Source organism: Enterobacter sp. UNJFSC 003 (assembly GCF_036903355.1).
Lineage (GTDB): Bacteria > Pseudomonadota > Gammaproteobacteria > Enterobacterales > Enterobacteriaceae > Enterobacter.
Window position 1 is genome coordinate 56,986 of the sequence record NZ_JBAKHK010000009.1, and the last position, 22,897, is coordinate 79,882.

The following is a 22,897-nucleotide window of genomic DNA, read 5'->3' on the forward strand; positions in this document are numbered from 1 at the left end:
GAAACAGGGATATTCAGGAGAAAACGTGACAAAAATCCGCCAGTTATGTTTAGTCAGTGTGCTGCTGACAAGCGGGATTGCCAGCGCGGCGAATGTCCGTTTGCAGGTTGAGGGGTTATCCGGGGCGCTGGAAAAAAACGTGCGCGCGCAGCTGTCGACCATCGAAAGCGACGAAGTGACGCCAGACAGGCGTTTTCGCGCGCGCGTGGATGATGCGATCCGTGAAGGCTTAAAAGCGCTGGGTTATTACGAACCCACCATTGATTTCGACTTGCGCCCGCCTCCGGCCAAAGGGCGACAGGTGCTCATTGCCCGCGTCTCGCCGGGCGAGCCGGTATTGATTGGCGGCACAAATGTTGTGCTGCGCGGCGGCGCGCGTACGGATCGGGATTACCTGGATCTGCTGGGCACGCGTCCTAAAGTGGGCAGCGTGCTGAATCACGGCGATTACGACCACTTCAAACGCTCGTTAACCAACGTCTCTTTGCGCAAAGGGTACTTCGATAGCCAGTTCAATAAAAGCCAGCTGGGCGTGGCGCTCGACCGACGTCAGGCGTTTTGGGATATCGACTTCGACAGCGGCGAGCGCTACCGGTTTGGTGACGTCACCTTCGAAGGATCGCAGATCCGCGAGGAGTATCTGCAAAATCTGGTGCCGTTTAAAAAAGGGGATTACTACCAGTCAAGCGATCTCGGTGAACTGAACCGCCGTTTATCCGCGACCGGCTGGTTTAACTCGGTGGTCGTGGCGCCAGATTTTGCCGATGCGCGCGAAAGCAAAGTGTTACCGCTGCACGGCGTTGTGTCGCCGCGCACCGAGAACACCATTGAGATGGGCGGCGGGTACTCTACCGACGTGGGGCCGCGCGTCAGGGCGACGTGGAAAAAACCGTGGATGAACTCCTACGGCCACAGCCTGACTACCAGCGCCAGCATCTCGGCGCCAGAACAGCAGCTCGATTTCAGCTACAAAATGCCGCTGCTGAAGAATCCGCTCGAACAATACTATCTTCTGCAGGGCGGCTTTAAGCGCACCGATCTGAACGACACGGAGCAGGATTCCACCACGCTTGCCGTGTCCCGTTTCTGGGATCTTTCCAGCGGCTGGCAGCGCGCCATCAACCTGCGCTGGAGCCTCGACCACTTTACCCAAGCCAACGTGACCAACACCACCATGCTGCTTTACCCGGGCGTGATGATCAGCCGTACCCGCTCGCGCGGCGGCCTCATGCCGGTGTGGGGCGATTCCCAGCGTTACTCTATCGACTATTCCAACTCCGCTTGGGGATCAGACGTTGATTTCTCCGTGGTGCAGGCTCAAAACGTCTGGATCCGAACGCTTCTCGACAAGCACCGCTTTGTGATGCGCGGCAACCTCGGCTGGATTGAGACGGGCGATTTCGAACGCGTTCCGCCGGATCTGCGCTTCTTCGCCGGGGGCGACCGCAGCATTCGCGGCTATAAATTTAAATCTATCTCGCCAGAAAACGAAAAAGGCCAGCTGACCGGGGCATCCAAGCTAGCGACCGGATCGCTGGAATACCAGTACAACGTTAGCGGCAAATGGTGGGGCGCCATGTTTGTCGACGGCGGTGAAGCGGTGAACGATATCCGCCGCAGCGATTTTAAAACCGGCGCGGGCGTTGGCGTGCGCTGGCAGTCTCCCGTCGGGCCCATCAAGCTCGACTTCGCCGTACCGGTGGGTGACAAAGACGAACACGGTTTACAGTTTTACATCGGTCTGGGGCCTGAATTATGAGTTTATGGAAGAAGATAAGCCTCGGGGTGCTGATTTTTATCGTGCTGCTGCTTGGTACGGTCGCGTTTCTGGTGGGAACCACCACAGGTCTGCATTTGCTGTTTAATGCTGCCAACCGCTGGGTGCCGGGTCTGGAAATTGGTCAGGTCACGGGCGGCTGGCGCGATCTGCGTCTGAAGAATATCCGCTATGAACAGCCGGGCGTAGCGGTCAACGCGGGTGAATTCCACCTCGCGATAAAGCTGGGCTGCCTGCGTGACAGCAAGTTGTGCGTAAACGATCTGTCGCTAACGGATGTGAACGTGGCGATAGATTCAAAGAAAATGCCAAAATCTGCGCCGGTCGAGGAAGAGGACAGCGGCCCGCTTAACCTCTCTACGCCTTACCCGATTGCGCTCTACCGCGTGGCGCTGAATAACGTCAATATTAAAATCGACGACACCACCGTCTCGGTGATGGATTTCACCTCCGGCCTGCGCTGGCAGGAGAAAAACCTCACGCTGACGCCGACTTCCCTGCAAGGGCTGCTGATAGCGCTGCCGAAAGTGGCAAAAGTCGCGCAGGAAGAGATAGTCGAACCTAAGATCCAGAATCCTAAGCCGGAAGAAAAACCGCTGGGCGAAACGCTGAAAGATCTGTTCGCTAAACCGGTGCTGCCGGAGATGACCGACGTTCATCTGCCGCTAAACCTCAATATCGAAGAGTTCAAAGGTGAGCAGCTGCGTCTGACCGGTGATACCGATCTTACGGTCTACAACATGCTGCTCAAAGTCAGCAGCATTGACGGCAACATGAAGCTCGACGCGCTGGATATCGATACCAATCAGGGGTCCGTTAATGCGTCTGGTCACGCACTGCTGCGCGACAACTGGCCGGTGGACATCACCCTGAACAGCGCCCTTAACATCGACCCGCTGAAAGGCGAGAAGGTGAAGCTGAAGGTCGGCGGCGCGCTGCGCGACAAGCTGGAGTTTGGCGTTAACCTTTCTGGCCCGGTAGACATGGTATTACGCGGGCAAACCCAGCTGGCTGAGGCCGGTTTACCCCTCAATCTGGAGATCGTCAGCCAGCAGCTTTACTGGCCGTTTACCGGTGAAAAACAGTTTCAAGCCGATGACCTGAAGCTGAAGCTGAGCGGCAAAATGACGGATTACACGCTGTCGTTCCGCACCGCGGTGAAGGGGCAAGGCGTGCCGCCCGCGACCATCACGCTGGATGCGAAGGGTAACGAACAGCAGGTTAATCTCGACAAACTGACCGTCGCGGCGCTGGAAGGGAAAACCGAGCTGACCGCGCTGCTCGACTGGCAGCAGGCCATCAGCTGGCGCGGCGAGCTGAAGCTGACGGGGATTAACACCGCCAAAGAAGTGCCCGACTGGCCCTCCAGGCTGGATGGCCTGATCAAAACCCGCGGCAGTTTGTACGGCGGGACATGGCAGATGGACGTGCCGGAAATCAAGCTCACCGGCAACGTGAAGCAGAACAAAGTTAACGTTGAGGGCTCGGTCAAAGGCAACAGCTATCTCCAGTGGGTGATCCCTGGTCTGCACGTGGCGCTGGGGCGCAACACGGCGGACATCAAGGGCGAGCTGGGCGTAAAGGATCTCGATCTGGATGCCACCATCGACGCGCCGGGACTGGACAACGCGCTGCCGGGGCTTGGCGGTACGGCGAAAGGGCTTGTGAAGGTGCGCGGCACGGTGGATGCGCCGCAGCTGCTGGCGGATATTACCGCCAATAACCTGCGCTGGCAGGCGCTGTCCGTCGCGCGCGTTCGCGTGCAGGGGGACGTGAAATCCACCGATCAGATCGGCGGTAACCTCAACCTGCGCGTGGAGCGCATTGCCCAGCCCGATGTGAACATCAGTCTAGTGACGCTGGAGGCGAAAGGCACCGAGAAGCAGCACGATCTTCAGCTGCGCGTGCAGGGCGAGCCGGTGTCCGGGCAACTGCATTTAACGGGGAGTTTCGATCGCAAAGAGGAACGCTGGAGAGGAACGCTGGATAACACCCGTTTCAGCACGCCGGTGGGACCACTGGCGCTGACGCGATCTATTGCGCTGGACTACCGTAACGCCGAGCAAAAAATCAGCATTGGGCCACACTGCTGGACCAACCCGAACGCGGAGCTATGCGTGCCGCAGACTATCGACGCGGGGGCGGAAGGCCGTGCCCAGATCAACCTCAACCGCTTCGATCTGGCGATGCTGAAGCCGTTTATGCCGGATACCACTCAGGCCAGCGGCGTCTTCAGCGGAAAAGCCGATGTGGCGTGGGACACGACCAAAGAGGGACTGCCGCAGGGCAGCGTAACGCTCTCGGGCCGAAACGTGAAGGTCACGCAGGAGGTGAACGACGCCCCGCTGGCGGTGGCATTTGATACCCTTAATCTGAGTGCAGACCTGCATAATAACCGCGCGCAACTGGAGTGGCTGGTCCGTCTGACCAACAACGGACAGTTTGACGGCCAGGTGCAGATAACCGATCCGCAGGGGCGACGTAATCTCGGCGGTAACGTGAATATCCGCAACTTCAACCTGGCGATGGTGAACCCGATATTCTCCCGCGGGGAACAGGCGGCGGGGATGCTCAATGCTAACCTCCGTCTGGCCGGTGATGTGCAGAGCCCGCAGCTGTTTGGTCAAATGCAGCTAAACGGCGTGGATATTGACGGTAACTTTATGCCGTTTGATATGCAGCCAAGCCAGATTGCGATGAACTTTAACGGCAAAAGCTCGACGCTCACCGGCTCGGTGCTCACTCAGCAAGGCCAAATCAATCTGAGCGGTGATGCCGACTGGAGCCAGCTCGATAACTGGCGAGCCCGAATTGCGGCGAAGGGAAGCCGGGTGCGGATTACCGTTCCGCCAATGGTGCGTCTGGACGTCTCACCTGACGTGGTCTTTGTCGCGACGCCGAGCCTGTTCACTCTCGACGGACGCGTGGATGTTCCCTGGGCGCGTATCGTGGTGCACGACGTGCCGGAAAGCGCGGTCGGCGTCTCAAGCGACGAGGTGATGCTTAATGAAAATCTGCAGCCTATCGAACAGAAAAGCGCAGGCATACCGATCAACAGTAATCTGATCGTACACGTGGGGAATAACGTTCGCCTGAATGCGTTCGGACTGAAGGCGAGGCTCACGGGTGACCTGAAAGTAGCTCAGGATAAACAAGGCCTTGGCCTGAACGGGCAGATCACAATTCCTGAAGGGCGTTTCCATGCCTATGGTCAGGATCTGATTGTGCGTAAAGGCGAGCTGCTGTTCTCCGGCCCGCCGGATCAGCCGTTGCTCAATATCGAGGCCATTCGTAATCCGGAAGCCACTGAAAACGATGTGATTGCGGGCGTGCGCGTGACCGGATCTGCCGATGAACCGAAGGCGGAAATTTTCTCCGACCCGGCGATGTCACAGCAGGAAGCCCTTTCTTATCTGCTTCGCGGGCAAGGTCTGGAGAGCGGGCAGAGCGACAGTGCTGCAATGACATCAATGTTAGTGGGCCTGGGGGTTGCACAAAGTGGTCAGGTTGTGGGTAAAATCGGCGAGACGTTCGGCGTAAGTAATCTGGCGCTGGACACCCAGGGCGTGGGTGATTCCTCGCAGGTGGTGGTCAGCGGCTATGTACTGCCGGGTCTGCAGGTAAAATATGGCGTGGGGATCTTTGACTCACTGGCAACACTCACGTTACGCTACCGCCTGATGCCTAAGCTATATCTGGAAGCGGTGTCTGGTATAGATCAGGCGCTTGATGTGCTCTATCAGTTTGAGTTCTAGCAATGCGAATATTTGTCTACGGTAGTTTACGAACTAAGCAGGGCAACAGTCACTGGATGACGAACGCCCAGTTGATGGGTAATTACAATATTGAGAACTACCAGCTGTACAGCCTGGGCCACTATCCAGGTGCGGTTCCTGGTGAAGGAACGGTACAGGGTGAGGTTTATCGTATTGATAATGCCACGCTTGCCGAACTGGATGCCTTGCGCACCAGGGGCGGTGAATACGCACGCCAGTTGATCCAGACGCCATACGGGAGTGCATGGATGTATGTGTACCAGCGTTCGGTCGAAGGGTTAACGCGGATTGAAAGCGGTAACTGGTTAGACAGAGACCAGTACTGATAAACAACAACGCCACCGAAAGGTGGCGTTGTTGTTTTACTCATTCAACTCTCTTCTGTATCCCGTTTTCGGGTTAAAAACAGAGGAACGAACAGCATGATGTATGGGGCTATAAGCCACAACAAACACAATGCGCGTGAACGGCCATAGTAGTTTATGCACCGCGTATTGCTTGAAATGACCGGCAGGAAAAACAGTAAAAACAGCAGAATCGCATAATCGCTTCGATAAGGGATCCACAGGTAAAACAAAAACCAGGCAAGCTGGAATGCCATGATGCAGAGATACTGCCATTTGCTGTCCTTGCCGTGACAGTCAAACGCCTTTATGTAACCCATTTTTATGCTTTGAAGAAAGAAACTTAGCATGTAAAACGCTCACGATCGCGACGGTCAAGAGTGTGCTCGTCAGCAACGCCCCTAAAAAATAGCTGTGGGTGATATCAGTAGCACCCGAGCCTAAAGTATGCAATTTACTATATCCTCTATCTACTGCAACAAAAAGCGTATATAACCCGATGTTAATACAGAACTGAAGCAGACAAGAAGTGACAATATTCCTTGGGATTCTTTTTAATAGAGTGAGTAACGCATAAATAATACTTGCTGATAGAGCGAAGTAAAGCCCGTTAAATAAACTAGATAGTAAGGAGCTGTTTAATTCGCTGAATATTAAATTATCGCTTCCATAGTACCATGACAGATATTCAATATATGTACCTCTGCCAAATATAAAGGAGGCGATAATAAGGACGAATAGGCTCACGATATGGTTTTTCTTACTCATAATTTTGCTCCCTTAGATAGCAGCTCCTTCATCATTTTACTGGCTTCTAGCTGATCTTTGATTATGGCAAGGTCACGAGTATTGTGGTTATATTTTGCAATAGCGGTTGGCGTACCTTTACCACCATTGTCCATAAAGAAGACAATATCCTTACGACCATAAAGAAGAACTTGTGGGATGGGATCTCGCCCATAACTTACCGCCTGCGGCAGGGAGTGGATAGACTCTGTCGTGAGGAACCGAGGAATATTTTCATGCTCAATATTACCTAAAGGTGTTGTGGCAACAAGAGAGCCAATAAAATCGGTCGTATACACTAACGCATCTGTATCTTTGGTCGTTACTTTTGAACCCGTAATATATTTTATCTGTTGCCAAAGGGTAATATCTTTAGGGGTAACCTTAACGCCATCCATAAACATATCTTGCTTGCGTTTGAGCTGAATGACAGTACGGTGCACCTGTGTCAAAGAGGGGCTGATTTCCCCAATAGAAGGCATAAGACCATCGCGAGAATAAAGCCGTTCAATGATAAAATAAATCCCTGTTGGGCGGGCAACATCAATGTTAATGGATGACATAAGAATCCTATAATGAGTGGGGATTAATGTTCATCATGACAGTATGTTGTGAACAGCCAGGCTATTCAACCACTCCCACCATAAATGATAGGGTGTCTTTTCTATTTTTAATATCCAAATCAAAAAGAATGGGATTTATCTTAAATAATCCGTTTGTGCCGATTTTAACCAAAGAAATAAAAAAGCCCCGACCAGCGGGGCTTTATCGACAGGCAGTAAGAATTACTTCTTAGCAGCGCGTTCGAAGGACGCGATGATTTCTGCTTTCGCAGCTTCAGCGTTGTCCCAGCCGTCAACTTTAACCCACTTGCCTTTTTCGAGGTCTTTGTAGTGCTCGAAGAAGTGAGTGATCTGTGCTTTCAGCAGTTCTGGCAGGTCGTTCACGTCTTTGATGTGATCGTACTCTTTGCTCAGCTTGGTATGGGGTACCGCAACCAGCTTCGCATCTTCACCTGATTCGTCGGTCATTTTCAGCACGCCTACTGGACGGCAGCGAATAACTGAACCTGGCTCCAGTGGGTATGGCGTTGGGACCAGCACGTCAACCGGGTCACCGTCCAGAGACAGGGTGTGGTTGATGTAACCATAGTTGCATGGATAGAACATTGCAGTAGACATGAAACGGTCTACGAACAGGGCGCCGCTCTCTTTGTCCACTTCGTATTTGATAGGATCTGCGTTAGCCGGGATTTCGATAACGACGTAGATGTCTTCTGGCAGTTCTTTACCCGCAGGGACGTTGAGTAAGCTCATGTCGGTGTCCTTTAAAATGGATGGTAAACAAGTGGCAGGTATTATAGCCAACTGGCGCTGAATGTCTCCGCCTGTTTTCGCCTTCTCTCCTCGTTTGACTCACTTTTCAGACCGTTACCATGACAGGAAAATCCATAAACTCAGCCGCATTTTAAATGCAAAAATGAAAGCGATTACAAACTTGTGATTAACGTTTCATTCACTTTTCTGAAGTGTGATGTAACGCAATCCGTTACATATTTCATTGGCTATAGTCATTTCGCAGAACATCTTTTAACCAACAATAACTCACCCTACGAGGACGTTCATATGTGGAAGCGCTTACTTCTTGTCACAGCAGTTTCGGCAGCCATGTCGTCTATGGCGATGGCCGCACCTTTAACCGTAGGATTTTCGCAGGTCGGGTCTGAATCCGGCTGGCGCGCGGCTGAAACCAACGTTGCGAAAAGCGAGGCCGAAAAACGCGGTATTACGCTGAAAATCGCCGATGGTCAGCAAAAACAAGAAAACCAAATCAAAGCAGTACGTTCCTTTATCGCCCAGGGCGTCGATGCCATCTTCATTGCGCCAGTGGTTGCCACGGGCTGGGAGCCGGTGCTGAAGGAAGCCAAAGACGCTGAAATTCCCGTCTTCCTGCTCGATCGTTCCATTGATGTAAAAGACAAATCTCTCTATATGACCACCGTTACCGCCAACAACGTGCTTGAAGGGCAGTTGATTGGTGACTGGCTGGTGAAACAGGTGGATGGTAAGCCGTGTAACGTGGTTGAGCTGCAGGGTACCGTCGGCGCGAGCGTGGCCATCGATCGTAAGAAAGGCTTTGCCGAAGCGATCGCGAAAGCGCCAAACATTAAGATTATCCGTTCTCAGTCCGGTGACTTCACCCGCAGCAAGGGTAAAGAGGTCATGGAAAGCTTTATTAAAGCGGAAAACAACGGCAAGAACATCTGCATGGTTTACGCCCATAACGACGATATGGTGATTGGCGCTATCCAGGCGATCAAAGAAGCGGGCCTGAAGCCGGGCAAAGATATCCTCACCGGTTCTATCGACGGCGTACCTGACATCTACAAAGCGATGATGGACGGCGAAGCGAATGCCAGCGTTGAGCTGACGCCAAATATGGCTGGCCCGGCGTTTGACGCGCTGGAGAAATTCAAGAAAGACGGCACGCTGCCAGAAAAAGTGACGGTCACCAAATCCACGCTCTACCTGCCGGATACGGCGAAAGAAGAGTTAGAGAAGAAGAAAAACATGGGCTATTAAAACCCCTCGCTCCTCACCCTGACCCTCTCCCCATTAGGAAGAGGGAAAAAGGCGGGGGGCAGGGACTTAATCATTGGCACAGACATTCCCCTCTCCCCGCCGTGGAGAGGGTCAGGGTGAGGGGGAAAACTATGACCACTGCACAACACCAGGAAATCCTCCGTACAGAGGGCTTAAGCAAATTCTTCCCTGGCGTAAAGGCGTTGGATAACGTCGATTTTAGCCTGCGTCGCGGTGAGATCATGGCGCTGCTGGGCGAGAACGGGGCGGGGAAATCGACGCTGATCAAAGCCCTTACTGGCGTCTATCACGCCGATCGTGGTTCCATCTGGCTGGAAGGTAACGCCATCTCGCCGAAAAACACCGCCCATGCGCAACAGTTGGGCATTGGGACGGTATATCAGGAAGTGAACCTCCTGCCGAATATGTCGGTGGCGGATAACTTGTTCATTGGCCGAGAGCCACGACGTTTTGGCCTGCTGCGCCGCAAAGAGATGGAAGTGCGGGCGACAAATCTGATGGAATCTTACGGCTTCTCCCTCGACGTCCGCGAGCCGCTCAACCGTTTTTCCGTGGCGATGCAGCAGATTGTCGCCATCTGTCGCGCGATCGATCTCTCCGCAAAGGTGCTGATCCTTGATGAACCCACCGCCAGCCTCGATACCCAGGAAGTGGAGATGCTTTTCACCCTGATGCGCCAGCTGCGCGATCAGGGAGTGAGCCTGATCTTTGTGACCCATTTCCTCGATCAGGTCTATGAAGTGAGCGATCGCATCACGGTGCTGCGCAACGGCAGCGTTGTCGGCTGCCGTGAAACCCGCGAGCTGCCGCAGATTGAACTGGTCAAAATGATGCTGGGTCGTGAACTGGAGACTAACGCGCTCCAGCGTGCAGGCCGGACGCTGCTCAGCGATAAGCCGGTTGCCGCATTCACCGATTACGGCAAAAAAGGGGTCATCTCGCCGTTTAACCTGGAGGTCCGCCCCGGTGAAATTGTCGGCCTGGCAGGCTTGTTAGGCTCTGGCCGGACCGAAACCGCTGAAGTGATCTTCGGGATCAAGCCTGCCGACAGCGGCAGCGCCCTGATCAAAGGCAAACCGCAAACGATGCGTTCGCCGCATCAGTCCTCATGTCTGGGGGTCGGCTTCTGTCCGGAAGACAGGAAAACGGACGGTATTATTGCCGCCGCGTCGGTGCGGGAAAACATCATCCTTGCCCTGCAGGCGCAGCGCGGCTGGCTGCGTCCGATCCCGCGTAAAGAACAAAATGCGATTGCCGAACGCTTCATCCGCCAGCTCGGGATCCGTACTCCGAGCGCGGAGCAGCCCATTGAGTTTCTCTCGGGCGGTAACCAGCAGAAGGTATTGCTTTCACGCTGGCTGCTGACCAAACCGCAGTTCCTGATCCTCGACGAGCCGACGCGCGGCATTGACGTCGGCGCGCACGCAGAAATTATCCGCCTTATCGAAACGCTGTGCGCGGACGGTCTGGCGCTGCTGGTAATCTCGTCCGAGCTGGAAGAGCTGGTGGGGTATGCCGATCGCGTCATTATCATGCGCGACCGTAAGCAGGTGGCCGAGATCCCGCTGGATAAACTGTCCGTTCCGGCAATCATGAATGCCATCGCGGCTTAAGGAGTTCAACGTGATGCCCCGTTCTCTTTCACACGCTGGCGAGTCAAAGCGCCGCTTTAGCTGGCCAACCGGCACGCCGCAAATCATCGCGCTGCTGCTGGTGCTGCTGGTGGACAGCCTCGTCGCCCCGCATTTCTTCCAGATAATCGTCCAGGATGGCCGTCTGTTCGGCAGTCCTATTGATATTCTAAACCGCGCCGCGCCCGTAGCGCTGCTGGCCATCGGCATGACGCTGGTGATCGCGACCGGCGGGATTGACCTTTCCGTTGGCGCGGTGATGGCTATTGCCGGGGCCACTGCCGCCTCCATGACCGTCGCCGGGCATAGCCTGCCGGTGGTACTGCTGGCCGCGCTGGGATCGGGTGTCTTAGCCGGGCTGTGGAACGGTATTCTGGTGGCGGTGCTCAAGATACAGCCGTTTGTCGCCACCCTGATTCTGATGGTGGCTGGGCGCGGCGTGGCGCAGCTGATTACCTCCGGGCAAATCGTTACCTTTGACTCGCCGGGCCTGGCGTGGCTGGGCAGCGGCAAGCTGTTCTTCTTCCCGACGCCGGTCATTATTGTGCTGGCGACGCTCATCGTCTTCTGGCTCTTTACCCGCAAAACGGCGCTTGGCATGTTTATTGAAGCCGTTGGAATTAACATTCGCGCGGCACGAAATGCCGGGGTGAACACCCGGCTGATGGTGATGTTGACCTACGTCCTGAGCGGCGTTTGTGCCGCTATCGCCGGGGTGATTGTCACGGCGGATATCCGCGGGGCCGATGCCAACAATGCCGGGCTGTGGCTGGAGCTGGACGCTATCCTGGCGGTGGTGATTGGCGGCGGATCGCTGATGGGCGGGCGTTTTAACCTGCTGCTCTCCGTGATTGGCGCGCTGATTATTCAGGGGATGAATACCGGCATTTTGCTCTCCGGGTTCCAGCCGGAACTCAACCAGGTGGTGAAAGCGATAGTCGTGCTCTGCGTGCTGATCGTCCAGTCGCCGCGCTTTGTCAGCATCATTAAGGGGATCCGTGGCCATGATAAAACGTAATTTACCGTTAATGATCACGCTGGGCGTGTTTGTGCTGGGCTATCTCTACTGTTTGACCCAGTTCCCCGGCTTTGCGTCGACGCGCGTCATTTGCAACATCCTGACGGATAACGCTTTTCTCGGCATCATTGCCGTCGGCATGACCTTTGTGATCCTCTCGGGCGGCATTGATCTCTCCGTCGGCTCGGTGATCGCCTTCACCGGCGTGTTCCTCGCGAAGGCGATTGGCTTCTGGGGGATCTCGCCGCTGCTGGCCTTCCCGCTGGTGCTGGTAATGGGCTGTGCGTTTGGCGCCTTTATGGGGCTGTTAATCGACGCGCTGAAAATCCCGGCCTTTATTATTACGCTCGCCGGGATGTTCTTCCTGCGCGGCGTGAGCTATCTGGTGTCGGAAGAGTCGATTCCGATTAACCACCCGATCTACGACACGCTTTCGAGCCTGGCGTGGAAAATCCCCGGTGGCGGTCGCCTGAGCGCGATGGGGCTGCTGATGCTGGGCGTGGTCGTGATTGGCATTTTTCTTGCCCACCGCACCCGGTTTGGTAATCAGGTATACGCCATTGGCGGGAGCGCTACGTCGGCAAACCTGATGGGGGTCTCCACCCGCAGCACGACGATCCGTATTTATATGCTCTCGACCGGGCTGGCGACGCTGGCGGGTATTGTGTTCTCGGTGTATACCCAGGCGGGCTACGCGCTGGCAGGGGTTGGGGTCGAGCTGGATGCGATTGCGTCGGTGGTGATTGGCGGCACGCTGCTGAGCGGGGGGGTGGGAACGGTGCTGGGCACGCTGTTTGGCGTGGCAATCCAGGGGCTGATTCAGACCTATATTAACTTTGACGGCACGCTCAGCTCCTGGTGGACCAAGATAGCCATCGGTATTCTTCTCTTTATTTTTATCGCGCTGCAGCGCGGCCTGACGGTGCTCTGGGAAAACCGCCAGAGTTCACCTGTTACGCGTGTGAACACATCAGTAACAGGGCGATAACACCCTGAATTTGCTTAAAGTCTAAACATTTTCCGGTAGCGGCCGATACTCTTTTTTTATGCCCAGAAATATCTCGCTACCGGAAATAACATCATGCTGAAAACGCTATCGATTCGTACCGGCTTGCTCTCTTTACTGGCCGTTATGACACTTCTGCTGCTGCTGGTCAGCGGTATTGGCATTTATGCCCTCACCCAGAGTTCCGCTTCGCTCCAGCGCATCAATCACCTTCAGGGTGAGCAGATGGTGCAGCTTAATTCTGGCTATACGCTGATCCTGCGCGCGCGTAATGAAGCGGGCCAGGCCGTCCGACTGATGGAAATCGGCATGCTGGACGATGCGTCCAAATCGGTGAAAACCATCAACCAGGAAGTTGGCCAGGCGCAGAAAACGTTGAAAAGCGTCATTGACGGTGGCGTAGCGGATAAGCAGGGACAGCAGCTGCTGGATAACGTGGCTGCGAGCCTGGCCGCGTATAACCAGCAGGGGATTGCCCCGATGCTGAAAGCCCTGAACGATCAGAGTGCCGACAGCTATTACGACCTGCTGGAGAACAAGCTGATACCGGTGGCGAAGCAGTTTGATAATGATATGCAGGCGTTTCAGACGTGGAGCGAAGCGCGTGGCAAGGCAGAAGTCAACGCCGTGCAGTCGAGCAAAAAACACGTTTTAATCCTGATTATTGTTGCCGCGCTACTAACGGCGGGCATTATCGTGCTCGCCTGGCTGGTGCTTCGCCATATGCTGCTCAAGCCGCTTTCTGCGTCGATTGCCCAGCTGGAAAACGTGGCGGCGGGTGATTTAACCCACATGCTGAACGCCCCGGCGAGCCAGGAATTTAATCGCCTCAACGCGGCCATTGAGGAAATGCGCCAGTCCCTGATGGGATCGGTGCTGCGGGTGCGCGATGCCAGCTCGCAAATTGACACAGGCAGTCGTGAGCTGACGGCAGGAAATATCAATCTTGCCCAGCGCACGGAATCCACCGCGACGTCGCTCGAGCAAACGGCGGCCAGCATGGAAGAGATCACCGCCACGGTGAAACTTAACGCCGATAACGCCGAGCAGGCACACCAGCTGGCGAAATCCGTGTCTGACACCGCCGATCACGGCAGCGAAATGGTCTGCTACGTGATCGAAAAAATGCGCGATATCTCCGGTAGCTCGGCGCGTATCGCTGACATCCTGAGCGTCATTGACGGTATTGCGTTCCAGACCAACATTCTGGCACTGAACGCCTCCGTGGAAGCGGCGCGCGCGGGTGAACAGGGGCGTGGCTTTGCCGTCGTCGCGGGCGAGGTGCGTAATCTGGCGAGCCGCAGTGCCGATGCGGCAAAAGAGATCCGTTCGCTTATCAGCGACTCGCAAGCCCACGTTAGCGAAGGCAGTGAACTGGCGCAGCAGGCTGGCGAAACAATGGATGAGATCGCAACAGAAGTGCTGCGTATGACGAAACTGATGCGTGAAATTGCTACCGCGTCTCAGGAACAGAGTCGCGGCATTGAGCAGGTGAATATTGCTGTGAATCAGATGGATGAAACCGCACAGCAAAATGCGGCGCTGGTGCAGCAGTCTTCTGCCGCGACACGCTCTCTGGAAGAGCAGTCGCGTGAGCTGATGGAAGCGATGTCCTCATTCAAACTGACGGTTCAGACTGCAGCGTAATAATACCAAGCCCTGGTCTATTCTGTGCCAGGGTTTTATTTGTTTCTGAATTTACCGCATTGATATTATCATGAATACCGCCAATCAATATTTCCAGCGAGTGGGTTAAGGCTAATGCTTTTTCGGTTGGCTCAAGATATAAGCCTTTACGGAAAAATAAAGGTTCATCAAAGAATTGATTAAAACGTTTTAATGCCAGACTCACCGCAGGGCGTGACATCTCCAGGCGGATAGAGGCCTTCGCCATGCTGCCACAGCGCACCACTTCAATAAATACAGGGATAAGATTTAAATCAATGCCGGTACTGGCACGAGAATAGTTTTTCATTGCGATTATGCTCCAGAGAATATTTGTCAAACTGTTATGGAAATAATGCAGGAGCAATGCTGAATATTAAAGCGTCATTTTTATAAACACTTATACGGTAAAATATATAAATGAAGCGGGGAGCCGTACTGGCTCCCCGCGTTGAGGCTATTACGCGTCCGGGAATTCACGAATCAAACGTTCAACGTCTTCAACCATATGGTTGTTGCCGACGAAGAATGAACGACGCTGGTGCAGGCTTTCTGGAATGATGTCCAGAATACGCTCTTTACCGTCGCTTGCCTTGCCGCCGGCCTGTTCGGCCAGGAATGCCATCGGGTTGCATTCGTACAGCAGGCGTAGCTTCCCGTCCGGGTGGCTTGCGGTGCTTGGGTACAGATAAATGCCGCCTTTCAGCAGGTTGCGGTGAAAGTCCGCCACCAGAGAACCGATATAGCGGGAGGTATAAGGGCGCTGGGTCGCATGATCTTCTTCCTGGCAGAATTTGATGTATTTCTTCACGCCCGTCGGGAATCGGATGTAGTTGCCTTCGTTAATGGAGTAGGTGTTTCCCTTCTCCGGGAAGCGCATACGCTCCTGGCTCAGGCAGAACACGCCCAGCGATGGATCGTAGGTGAAGGCGTGAACACCACAGCCGGTGGTGTAGACCAGCATGGTGGAGGAGCCATAAACGACGTAACCGGCAGCGACCTGCTGACTGCCCGGTTGCAGGAAATCTTCTTCGGTGACCGGCGTGCCAACAGGCGTCACGCGGCGGTAGATGGAGAAAATGGTACCGACAGAAACGTTAACGTCGATATTGGAGGAGCCGTCCAGCGGATCCATCAGAACGACGTATTTTGCGTGTTCGCAGCCTTCGAATACGACGATTTCATCTTCTTCTTCAGAGGCGATACCCGCAACGATGTCGCGCGCGCGCAGTGCAGCTTTCAGTTTTTCATTTGCGAACAGGTCGAGTTTTTGTTGAACCTCGCCCTGAACGTTCTCGGCACCGCTGGCACCCAGGATATCGACCAGACCGGCCTTGTTGATATCACGGTGGATGATCTTAGCGCCCAGCTTTATTGCCGACAGCAAAGCAGTGAGTTCACCGGTAGCATGAGAGAACTCGTGCTGCTTTTCGACAATAAATTCACCTAACGTTTTCATAACACTTTCCCTGCATCTTATGTGAGTAGAGCGATCGTATGTTCACTAAAACGACTAAAGCCCAACAATCTTAACAAATATTCAAATGTTAGCGCAGAGGTGAATCGCGCCAGCAGGATACGGATTTTCCTGAAATGCGTTTCACACCCGCTGACATGTGAGTAAAATGTGCGCCACATTGAAGAAGGATAGTGACGTATGCGCATTCATATATTGGGGATTTGTGGCACTTTCATGGGCGGGCTGGCAATGCTGGCGCGCTCGTTGGGCCATGAAGTGACAGGTTCGGACGCCAATGTGTATCCGCCGATGAGCACGCTTCTGGAGAAAGAGGGGATTTCTCTCATTCAGGGTTATGACGCCAGCCAGCTTGATCCTCAACCGGATCTGGTGATCATTGGCAACGCCATGACCCGTGGTAATCCGTGTGTCGAAGCGGTGCTGGAACGCAATATTCCGTTCATGTCTGGCCCACAGTGGCTGCATGATTTCGTCCTGCGCGACCGCTGGGTTATCGCGGTTGCCGGTACGCACGGCAAAACGACTACTGCCGGTATGGCCACCTGGATCCTTGAAGCCTGCGGTTACAAGCCGGGCTTTGTGATCGGCGGCGTGCCGGGCAATTTCGACGTCTCTGCGCGTCTGGGTGACAGCCCGTTCTTTGTGATCGAAGCCGATGAATACGACTGTGCATTCTTCGACAAGCGCTCCAAGTTCGTGCATTACTGCCCGCGCACGCTGATCCTCAACAACCTTGAGTTCGATCATGCGGATATCTTTGACGACCTGAAGGCTATCCAGAAACAGTTCCATCACCTGGTGCGCATCGTCCCGGGTCAGGGGCGTATCATCCTGCCGGAGAACGACATCAACCTGAAGCAGACGATGGCGATGGGCTGCTGGAGCGAGCAGGAGCTGGTGGGCGAGCAGGGACACTGGCAGGCGAAAAAACTCAACACCGATGCCTCCGAGTGGGAAGTCTTACTCGACGGCGAAAAAGTGGGTGAGGTGAAGTGGGGCCTGGTCGGGGAGCACAACATGCACAACGGCCTGATGGCGATTGCTGCGGCGCGCCACGTCGGCGTACTGCCTGCGGACGCGGCCAATGCGCTGGGGACGTTTATCAACGCACGTCGTCGTCTGGAGCTGCGCGGTGAAGCCCATGGGGTAACGGTGTATGACGATTTTGCACACCATCCGACGGCCATTCTGGCAACCCTGGCGGCACTGCGCGGGAAAGTGGGCGGCACTGCCCGCATTCTGGCGGTGCTGGAGCCGCGCTCAAACACCATGAAGATGGGGATCTGCAAAGACGATCTCGCGCCGTCCTTAGGTCGTGCCGATGAAGTCTTCCTGCTACAGCCGCAGCATATCCCCTGGCAGGTGGCAGAAGTGGCTGACGCGTGCATTCAGCCCGCGCACTGGAGTGCGGATGTTGACGTGCTGGCGGATATGGTGGTGAAAGCTGCCCAGCCTGGCGACCATATTCTGGTCATGAGCAACGGCGGTTTTGGTGGGATCCATCAGAAGCTGCTGGACGGTCTGGCGAAGAAAGCGGCAGCGGTAGAGTAAGCGCCTCACCCCAGCCCTCTCCCCAAAGGGGAGAGGGGAACAGGCGACGTGTGTATTACTCTTCGTTCTCGGACAGCTCGCGCAGATACTGGAAAATCAGGCGCGCAGACTTCGGCGGCTTATTCCCTTCTTTCTCTTTCTTCGCATTGCGGATCAGCGAACGCAGCTGCTGGCGGTCGGCATCCGGCCACAGGTTCAGCACTTCAGGTACGGCATCATCACCCTGCTCAATCAGGCGGTCGCGGATCTGCTCCAGCTTATGGAACAGCGCAACCTGCTGGTTGTGGCGGTTTTTCAGTTTGTCCAGCGCCTGGCGAATCGGCTCGACGTCGCGCTGACGCAGCATTTTACCGATAAGCTGAAGCTGGCGACGACGACCTTCTTTTTTGATTTTCTGTGCCAGTTCAATGGCATCGCGCAGATCCTGGTCGAGCGGGATCTTATCCAGCGCGTTTTTACCCAGTTCTACCAGTTCTCCGCCAAGCTGTTTTAACTCTTCGGCGTCACGTTTAATTTCACTTTTACTGACCCAGATGATCTCATCATCTTCGTCTTCGATGTCATCACCGGGAACGTCGTCGAGCCAGTCTTCGGGCTGCTTAGTCATGTCAGGCTCCTTTAAAAAAGAGGCTAATGTTACCAGTTAAGACGCGCACTGAAAAACGGTTCTCTGTTAGACTTCAATTAACTCTCTCTTACAGTATGGCATTTGCGATGAAAGTAACCTCACAAGTTGAAGCGCAGCGTAAGATTCTGGAAGAAGCCGTCTCCACCGCGTTGACGCTCGCTTCAGGTAAATCAGATGGCGCCGAAGTGGCAGTCAGCAAAACCACGGGCATTAGCGTGAGCACCCGCTACGGCGAAGTGGAGAATGTAGAATTCAACAGCGATGGCGCTCTGGGGATTACGGTTTACCACCAGAATCGCAAAGGCAGCGCGTCTTCCACCGATTTGAGTCCGGATGCCATTGCCCGTACGGTGCAGGCGGCGCTGGATATCGCCCGTTACACCTCTCCCGATCCTTACGCTGGCGTAGCGGATAAAGATCTGCTGGCATTTGACGCGCCGGACCTCGATCTGTTCCACCCGGCTGAAGTGACCCCGGATGAAGCAATCGAGATGGCCGCGCGTGCCGAGCAGGCTTCTCTGCAGGCCGATAAACGTATCACCAATACCGAAGGCGGCAGCTTTAATAGTCACTACGGCATCAAGGTATTTGGCAACAGCCACGGCATGCTGCAGGGGTACTGCTCAACCCGCCACTCGCTCTCAAGCTGCGTGATTGCTGAAGAGAACGGCGATATGGAGCGTGACTACGCGTACACCATTGGCCGCGCGCTGGGTGATTTACAGTCTCCGGAGTGGGTGGGGGCAGAATGCGCGCAGCGTACGCTCTCTCGCCTGTCACCGCGCAAGCTCTCCACCATGAAAGCCCCGGTAATTTTTGCCAACGAAGTGGCGACTGGCCTGTTCGGTCATCTGGTGGGCGCCATTGCGGGCGGCTCGGTGTACCGTAAATCGACCTTCCTGCTCGACTCGCTGGGTAAACAGATCCTGCCAGAGTGGCTGACGATCGAAGAGCACCCGCATCTGCTGAAAGGACTGGCCTCTACGCCGTTCGACAGCGAAGGCGTGCGTACAGAACGTCGCGATATCATCAAAGACGGCATTCTGACCCAGTGGCTGTTGACCAACTACTCTGCGCGCAAGCTGGGGCTGAAAAGCACCGGTCACGCGGGCGGCATCCATAATTGGCGCATTGCCGGACAGGGCCTGAGCTTTGAGCAGATGCTGAAAGAGATGGGCACCGGCCTGGTCGTGACCGAGCTGATGGGGCAGGGCGTAAGCGGCATTACCGGGGATTATTCTCGCGGTGCGGCGGGCTTCTGGGTCGAAAACGGCGAAATTCAGTATCCGGTGAGCGAGATTACCATCGCCGGCAACCTCAAGGACATGTGGCGCAACATCGTTACGGTCGGTAACGATATTGAAACACGTAGCAATATACAGTGTGGTTCTGTACTTCTGCCCGAAATGAAAATAGCGGGTCAATAGCGATAGTGTTTTCTTAATAATAAAAAAGGACGTGAGCAATGCGTAAACACCTGTTAGCGATCGTCGCAGCTTCAACGCTGGTTCTTGGCTCTTCTGCGTTTGCTGCCGATCTTGAAGACAACATGGACATCCTCAGCCAAAACCTGAAGGTGGTGCAGAAGACGGACAATGCGGCGGACATGAAGGACGCATTGACCAAAATGCGTGAAGCGGCGCTGGATGCCCAAAAAGCGACGCCGCCGAAGCTGGAAAACAAACCGGCTGACAGCGCTGAAATGAACGATTTCCGCCACGGCTTTGACGTGCTGGTCGGTCAGATCGACGGCGCGCTGAAGCTTGCTAATGAAGGCAAGGTGAAGGAAGCCCAGGCGGCGGCCGATCAGTTTGTCACCACCCGCAACACGTATCACAAAAAGTATCGTTAATGGCCTGCCCGAGCGGGGTCGCGTTAAGCGCCTCCGCTCACACTCTTTCCCATCCCCATAAGAAAACCTTATCCACATCACATTTCAACGCGCTTGCCCGTAACCTTTTCCGCTTCGCTTACCCCTTATTTGCCGCGCGATAGCGTGATATTCATCACGTAAATCCAGCGTTTTATCCATATTCAGCGCATTTATGTGGCACAGATCACTGCTGCGGCTCGCCTTTCCACTTCGAAGTGGAAAACAACTCGCTACAAACAATTCCCCTGCAACGTTAGTTTTATTCCAGAGCCATAAACGGGGTAAGACCAGTGATTAACGGAGCGGTAATGAACGACGTTGGGGAACAGTCGCTGCAGACAGAGCAGCTCGCGACCACCATGCTGCAGCAGGTATATGCCCTGCTGGCCCGAAACAACATCATCCCCAATGCGGTACAGGAGCAGATGCTGACCTCCCACGTTCGCGCAATGGCGCACCGGTCCGTGACCGGCGAACCGCTGCCGGAGGTTGAAGCAGAACTGTTCGACGAAATTTCACCCGATTCAATGCGGCTTGCCCGTGAAGTGGTAGCGCAGTTTGGCAATCTTCCTGATGAAGAGGCCTGGCTGCTCTCCGTTCACTTCGAAGTCGCGAAAGACAACCTTTAAGGAGCAACACATGGAACAGATTACAGTCGTGATTGGCGATCGCCTGGGCAAAGGTCAGAAAGTGGCCACTGGTGTCGAAAAAGCAGGTGGACGCGCGGTTGTCGTACCGGGTATGGCTGCCGATATGAAGCTCGGTGACGTGATGAAAGCGGAAAACGCCACCTTCGGCATCTCCTTCTGCGGCAGCGGCGGCGCGGGCGCAATTACTGCTCAGACCAAATATGGCTACAAAGCCAAATACGGCATGCGTTCCGTGGAAGAGGGCGTGACCGCCATCAACGAAGGCTGCAACGTGCTGGGCTTTGGCTTTATGGATAAAGAAGAGCTGGGCGAGCGTCTGGTGCAGGCGTGGCAGAAAAAATACGGCGCATAAGCATGAAAGAACAGTTCACAACCACGGTGAGAGTGAAGGGCAAAGGCGACGCCAAAGCGCGCGCCTTTGCCGACGCGCTCAACCACGTTCAGGCCGCGGTGATGAAAGCCTCACCGCATATCTTACTGCGTATTGAGCCACAGGATGTGCAGGTTGTTCAGGCGCAAGAAGCGGTGCGGAAAGAAGCGTTTCTGTTCTTCTTTTTGCGCCGGGAAAGACGCACCTACAGCGTGGAGCTGGATGTGACCGTCAACGTGACCGCCATCAATCTCGACCAGGTGGATTTCGTCACGCAACGCTGATTATTCATAAAAGGGCAGACTGATGTTCTTAATTATATTAATAAAATCGCTCATCATCGGCGGCCTGGTGGGCGTCGGTGTCGGAGCCGGGGCTGCACGCATGTTTCATGCGCCTACCACACAGGGTATGGGCGCGTTTCGTACGTTGGGGGAACTGAACTCCTGTGAAGGGGATCCGGCTTCTCACTTCTCCTTTGGGTTAGGCTTCTTCTTTAACGCCTGGGCCTCTTCCGTGGCCGCAGGGGCGTTCACACAGGACGTTGACCACCGCATCATCCCGAACTGGGGTGCTGCTGCACTGATGATCAAAAACCGTAACGTCGGCGAAACGCTGCACGATCCCCGCAAAATGGCGATTGCCTGCGGCGTGATTGGCATGATTGTCGTCACCTTCCTTAATCTTACCGCCTCCTCCGTTCCGGCTGCGCTTCAGGTCACCGCTGTTAAGGTGCTGGTGCCTGCGGCTAACCTGCTGGTCAACACCGTCATGCCGGTGATCTTCTGGCTGGCCGCTATCGATGCGGGTAAAAAATCCGGATTCTGGGCCACCGTCTTTGGCGGCGCGGCGCAGCTGATCATGGGGAACGCCGTACCGGGTCTGGTGCTGGGGATCCTGATCGGTAAAGGCGTTGAAGAGAGCGGCTGGAACCACGTTACTAAAGTGATGATGGCCGCCATCGTCGCGCTGTTCGTGCTGAGCGGCTTCTTCCGCGGCTTCGACATGAAGATGATCGAATCCTTCCATCTGACCGTGCCGAACTGGCTCGACATGATCCACAGCTCGCTCAGCGGCAAATAACAGGAGCCTCTACATGGAACAGAATAAAGGTTTTTGGTATGCCGACTGGTCGTTCCCGATCTTCGTTGGCCTGCTTTCCTCCGGCGTATTCGCCGGGACGCACATGTACTACCTCTACGGTATCGGCGCGTTTAACGAAGTGGCCTTCGTGGCGATGCTGAAGGCGGGAATGGATACCGGCGTATACGGCGCGGTTGCGGCGTTCGGCGCCAGCTTCCTGTTCGCGCGCATCATCGAAGGCTCTCTGGTCGGTATTCTTGATATCGGCGGGGCGATCCAGACCGGCGTGGGCCTGGGCGTGCCGGCGCTGCTGCTGGGCGCGGGCATCATGTTCCCGGTGACCAACTTCATTGCCGCGCTGATTACCGGCCTGGTAATTGGTCTGGCGATTGGTTACGTCATCATCCTGGCGCGTAAGTTCACCATCAATCAGAGCAACTCCACCTACGGTGCAGACGTGATGATGGGCGCGGGTAACGCCTCCGGCCGCTTCCTCGGGCCGTTGATTATCCTCAGCGCCATGACCGCCTCCATTCCGATTGGCGTGGGTTCACTCTTAGGCGCGCTGCTGTTCTACATCTGGCAGAAGCCGATTACCGGCGGCGCGATCCTCGGTGCCATGCTGTTGGGCTGGCTGTTCCCGGTCGCCCTTTAAT

At 55.1% G+C, this 22,897-nt stretch carries 23 protein-coding genes; 16 read left to right on the forward strand and 7 right to left on the reverse strand.

Translation table 11 applies throughout. The features are described 5' to 3' along the window. The first annotated feature begins 25 nt into the window (after positions 1 to 25). Genes tamA through V5P19_RS18230 form a run of 3 tightly spaced genes read left to right on the forward strand, consistent with a single transcriptional unit; the run spans position 26 to position 5,879 of the window. Positions 26 to 1,759 (forward strand): autotransporter assembly complex protein TamA, encoded by a 1,734-nt coding sequence (tamA, locus tag V5P19_RS18220; RefSeq protein WP_334406119.1) that lies wholly within the window; start codon positions 26 to 28, stop codon positions 1,757 to 1,759. Beyond that, positions 1,756 to 5,532, forward strand: coding sequence for an autotransporter assembly complex protein TamB (tamB, locus tag V5P19_RS18225; RefSeq protein WP_334406121.1), 3,777 nt, complete (start codon positions 1,756 to 1,758; stop codon positions 5,530 to 5,532). The genes tamA and tamB overlap by 4 nt, the downstream gene beginning before the upstream one ends. Before the next feature lie 2 nt (positions 5,533 to 5,534). Continuing rightward, positions 5,535 to 5,879: a gamma-glutamylcyclotransferase gene (locus tag V5P19_RS18230; protein ID WP_119935791.1), complete on the forward strand. Its 345-nt coding sequence runs from the start codon at positions 5,535 to 5,537 to the stop codon at positions 5,877 to 5,879. A gap of 36 nt (positions 5,880 to 5,915) precedes the next feature. On the opposite strand, the gene V5P19_RS18235 is transcribed toward V5P19_RS18230, so the two are convergent. The 4 genes from V5P19_RS18235 to ppa form a co-directional block, all read right to left on the reverse strand. Continuing rightward, on the reverse strand, positions 5,916 to 6,173 hold the full coding sequence (locus tag V5P19_RS18235; RefSeq protein ID WP_334406122.1) for a hypothetical protein: 258 nt from the start codon (positions 6,171 to 6,173) through the stop codon (positions 5,916 to 5,918). A 21-nt stretch (positions 6,174 to 6,194) separates the two neighbouring features. Continuing rightward, positions 6,195 to 6,665: a hypothetical protein gene (locus V5P19_RS18240; RefSeq protein ID WP_334406123.1), complete on the reverse strand. Its 471-nt coding sequence runs from the start codon at positions 6,663 to 6,665 to the stop codon at positions 6,195 to 6,197. Continuing rightward, on the reverse strand, positions 6,662 to 7,246 hold the full coding sequence (locus tag V5P19_RS18245) for a hypothetical protein (RefSeq protein ID WP_334406125.1): 585 nt from the start codon (positions 7,244 to 7,246) through the stop codon (positions 6,662 to 6,664). The genes V5P19_RS18240 and V5P19_RS18245 overlap by 4 nt, the downstream gene beginning before the upstream one ends. Positions 7,247 to 7,468: 222 nt before the next feature. Next, positions 7,469 to 7,999 (reverse strand): inorganic diphosphatase, encoded by a 531-nt coding sequence (gene ppa / locus V5P19_RS18250; protein WP_010427397.1) that lies wholly within the window; start codon positions 7,997 to 7,999, stop codon positions 7,469 to 7,471. A gap of 309 nt (positions 8,000 to 8,308) precedes the next feature. Between ppa and ytfQ the strand changes: the two genes are divergently transcribed. From ytfQ to V5P19_RS18275, 5 genes are all read left to right on the forward strand, one after another. Further along, positions 8,309 to 9,265 (forward strand): galactofuranose ABC transporter substrate-binding protein YtfQ, encoded by a 957-nt coding sequence (gene ytfQ / locus V5P19_RS18255; protein ID WP_334406127.1) that lies wholly within the window; start codon positions 8,309 to 8,311, stop codon positions 9,263 to 9,265. A gap of 131 nt (positions 9,266 to 9,396) precedes the next feature. Continuing rightward, positions 9,397 to 10,899 carry a galactofuranose ABC transporter, ATP-binding protein YtfR gene (ytfR, locus tag V5P19_RS18260; RefSeq protein WP_334406129.1) on the forward strand — a complete coding sequence of 501 codons (1,503 nt, stop codon included), beginning with the start codon at positions 9,397 to 9,399 and terminating at the stop codon, positions 10,897 to 10,899. A gap of 10 nt (positions 10,900 to 10,909) precedes the next feature. Then, positions 10,910 to 11,935, forward strand: coding sequence for a galactofuranose ABC transporter, ATP-binding protein YtfT (ytfT, locus tag V5P19_RS18265; protein ID WP_334406131.1), 1,026 nt, complete (start codon positions 10,910 to 10,912; stop codon positions 11,933 to 11,935). Beyond that, positions 11,922 to 12,923, forward strand: coding sequence for a galactofuranose ABC transporter, permease protein YjfF (yjfF, locus tag V5P19_RS18270; RefSeq protein WP_334406133.1), 1,002 nt, complete (start codon positions 11,922 to 11,924; stop codon positions 12,921 to 12,923). Before ytfT ends, yjfF begins: the two co-directional genes overlap by 14 nt. 93 nt (positions 12,924 to 13,016) lie before the next feature. Then, on the forward strand, positions 13,017 to 14,588 hold the full coding sequence (locus tag V5P19_RS18275; RefSeq protein ID WP_334406135.1) for a methyl-accepting chemotaxis protein: 1,572 nt from the start codon (positions 13,017 to 13,019) through the stop codon (positions 14,586 to 14,588). Here the strand turns inward: V5P19_RS18275 and V5P19_RS18280 are convergent. Together V5P19_RS18280 and fbp are read right to left on the reverse strand one after the other, a co-directional pair. Beyond that, complete coding sequence (locus tag V5P19_RS18280) at positions 14,560 to 14,916, reverse strand: LysR family transcriptional regulator (protein WP_334406137.1); 357 nt, start codon at positions 14,914 to 14,916, stop codon at positions 14,560 to 14,562. The genes V5P19_RS18275 and V5P19_RS18280 overlap by 29 nt on opposite strands. 150 nt (positions 14,917 to 15,066) lie before the next feature. Beyond that, entirely contained in the window at positions 15,067 to 16,065 is a 999-nt protein-coding gene (gene fbp, locus V5P19_RS18285) for a class 1 fructose-bisphosphatase (protein WP_334406139.1), read from the reverse strand. 198 nt (positions 16,066 to 16,263) lie between these two features. Between fbp and mpl the strand changes: the two genes are divergently transcribed. Continuing rightward, the gene (gene mpl, locus V5P19_RS18290) at positions 16,264 to 17,637 is read left to right on the forward strand and encodes a UDP-N-acetylmuramate:L-alanyl-gamma-D-glutamyl-meso-diaminopimelate ligase (RefSeq protein ID WP_334406141.1); all 1,374 of its coding nucleotides are present in this window, start codon (positions 16,264 to 16,266) and stop codon (positions 17,635 to 17,637) included. A 55-nt stretch (positions 17,638 to 17,692) separates the two neighbouring features. Here mpl and yjgA read toward each other — a convergent pair whose 3' ends face one another. Next, positions 17,693 to 18,244 (reverse strand): ribosome biogenesis factor YjgA, encoded by a 552-nt coding sequence (gene yjgA, locus V5P19_RS18295; protein WP_334406143.1) that lies wholly within the window; start codon positions 18,242 to 18,244, stop codon positions 17,693 to 17,695. Between the two features lie 95 nt (positions 18,245 to 18,339). Between yjgA and pmbA the strand changes: the two genes are divergently transcribed. The 7 genes from pmbA to V5P19_RS18330 all read left to right on the forward strand — a co-directional run bounded on the left by pmbA (position 18,340) and on the right by V5P19_RS18330 (position 22,896). After that, positions 18,340 to 19,692 carry a metalloprotease PmbA gene (gene pmbA, locus V5P19_RS18300; protein WP_334406145.1) on the forward strand — a complete coding sequence of 451 codons (1,353 nt, stop codon included), beginning with the start codon at positions 18,340 to 18,342 and terminating at the stop codon, positions 19,690 to 19,692. 38 nt (positions 19,693 to 19,730) lie between these two features. Continuing rightward, positions 19,731 to 20,117 carry a cytochrome b562 gene (gene cybC, locus V5P19_RS18305; RefSeq protein WP_334406147.1) on the forward strand — a complete coding sequence of 129 codons (387 nt, stop codon included), beginning with the start codon at positions 19,731 to 19,733 and terminating at the stop codon, positions 20,115 to 20,117. A gap of 311 nt (positions 20,118 to 20,428) precedes the next feature. After that, complete coding sequence (locus V5P19_RS18310; RefSeq protein WP_334406149.1) at positions 20,429 to 20,767, forward strand: glycine dehydrogenase; 339 nt, start codon at positions 20,429 to 20,431, stop codon at positions 20,765 to 20,767. 10 nt (positions 20,768 to 20,777) lie between these two features. Further along, positions 20,778 to 21,140, forward strand: coding sequence for an SFCGS family glycine-rich protein (locus V5P19_RS18315; protein ID WP_334406151.1), 363 nt, complete (start codon positions 20,778 to 20,780; stop codon positions 21,138 to 21,140). Between the two features lie 2 nt (positions 21,141 to 21,142). After that, complete coding sequence (locus tag V5P19_RS18320; protein WP_006810338.1) at positions 21,143 to 21,442, forward strand: DUF4312 family protein; 300 nt, start codon at positions 21,143 to 21,145, stop codon at positions 21,440 to 21,442. Between the two features lie 22 nt (positions 21,443 to 21,464). Further along, complete coding sequence (locus tag V5P19_RS18325) at positions 21,465 to 22,241, forward strand: DUF4311 domain-containing protein (RefSeq protein ID WP_334406153.1); 777 nt, start codon at positions 21,465 to 21,467, stop codon at positions 22,239 to 22,241. 13 nt (positions 22,242 to 22,254) lie between these two features. Then, positions 22,255 to 22,896 (forward strand): DUF4310 family protein, encoded by a 642-nt coding sequence (locus tag V5P19_RS18330; protein ID WP_006179056.1) that lies wholly within the window; start codon positions 22,255 to 22,257, stop codon positions 22,894 to 22,896. Position 22,897 lies beyond the last annotated feature (1 nt).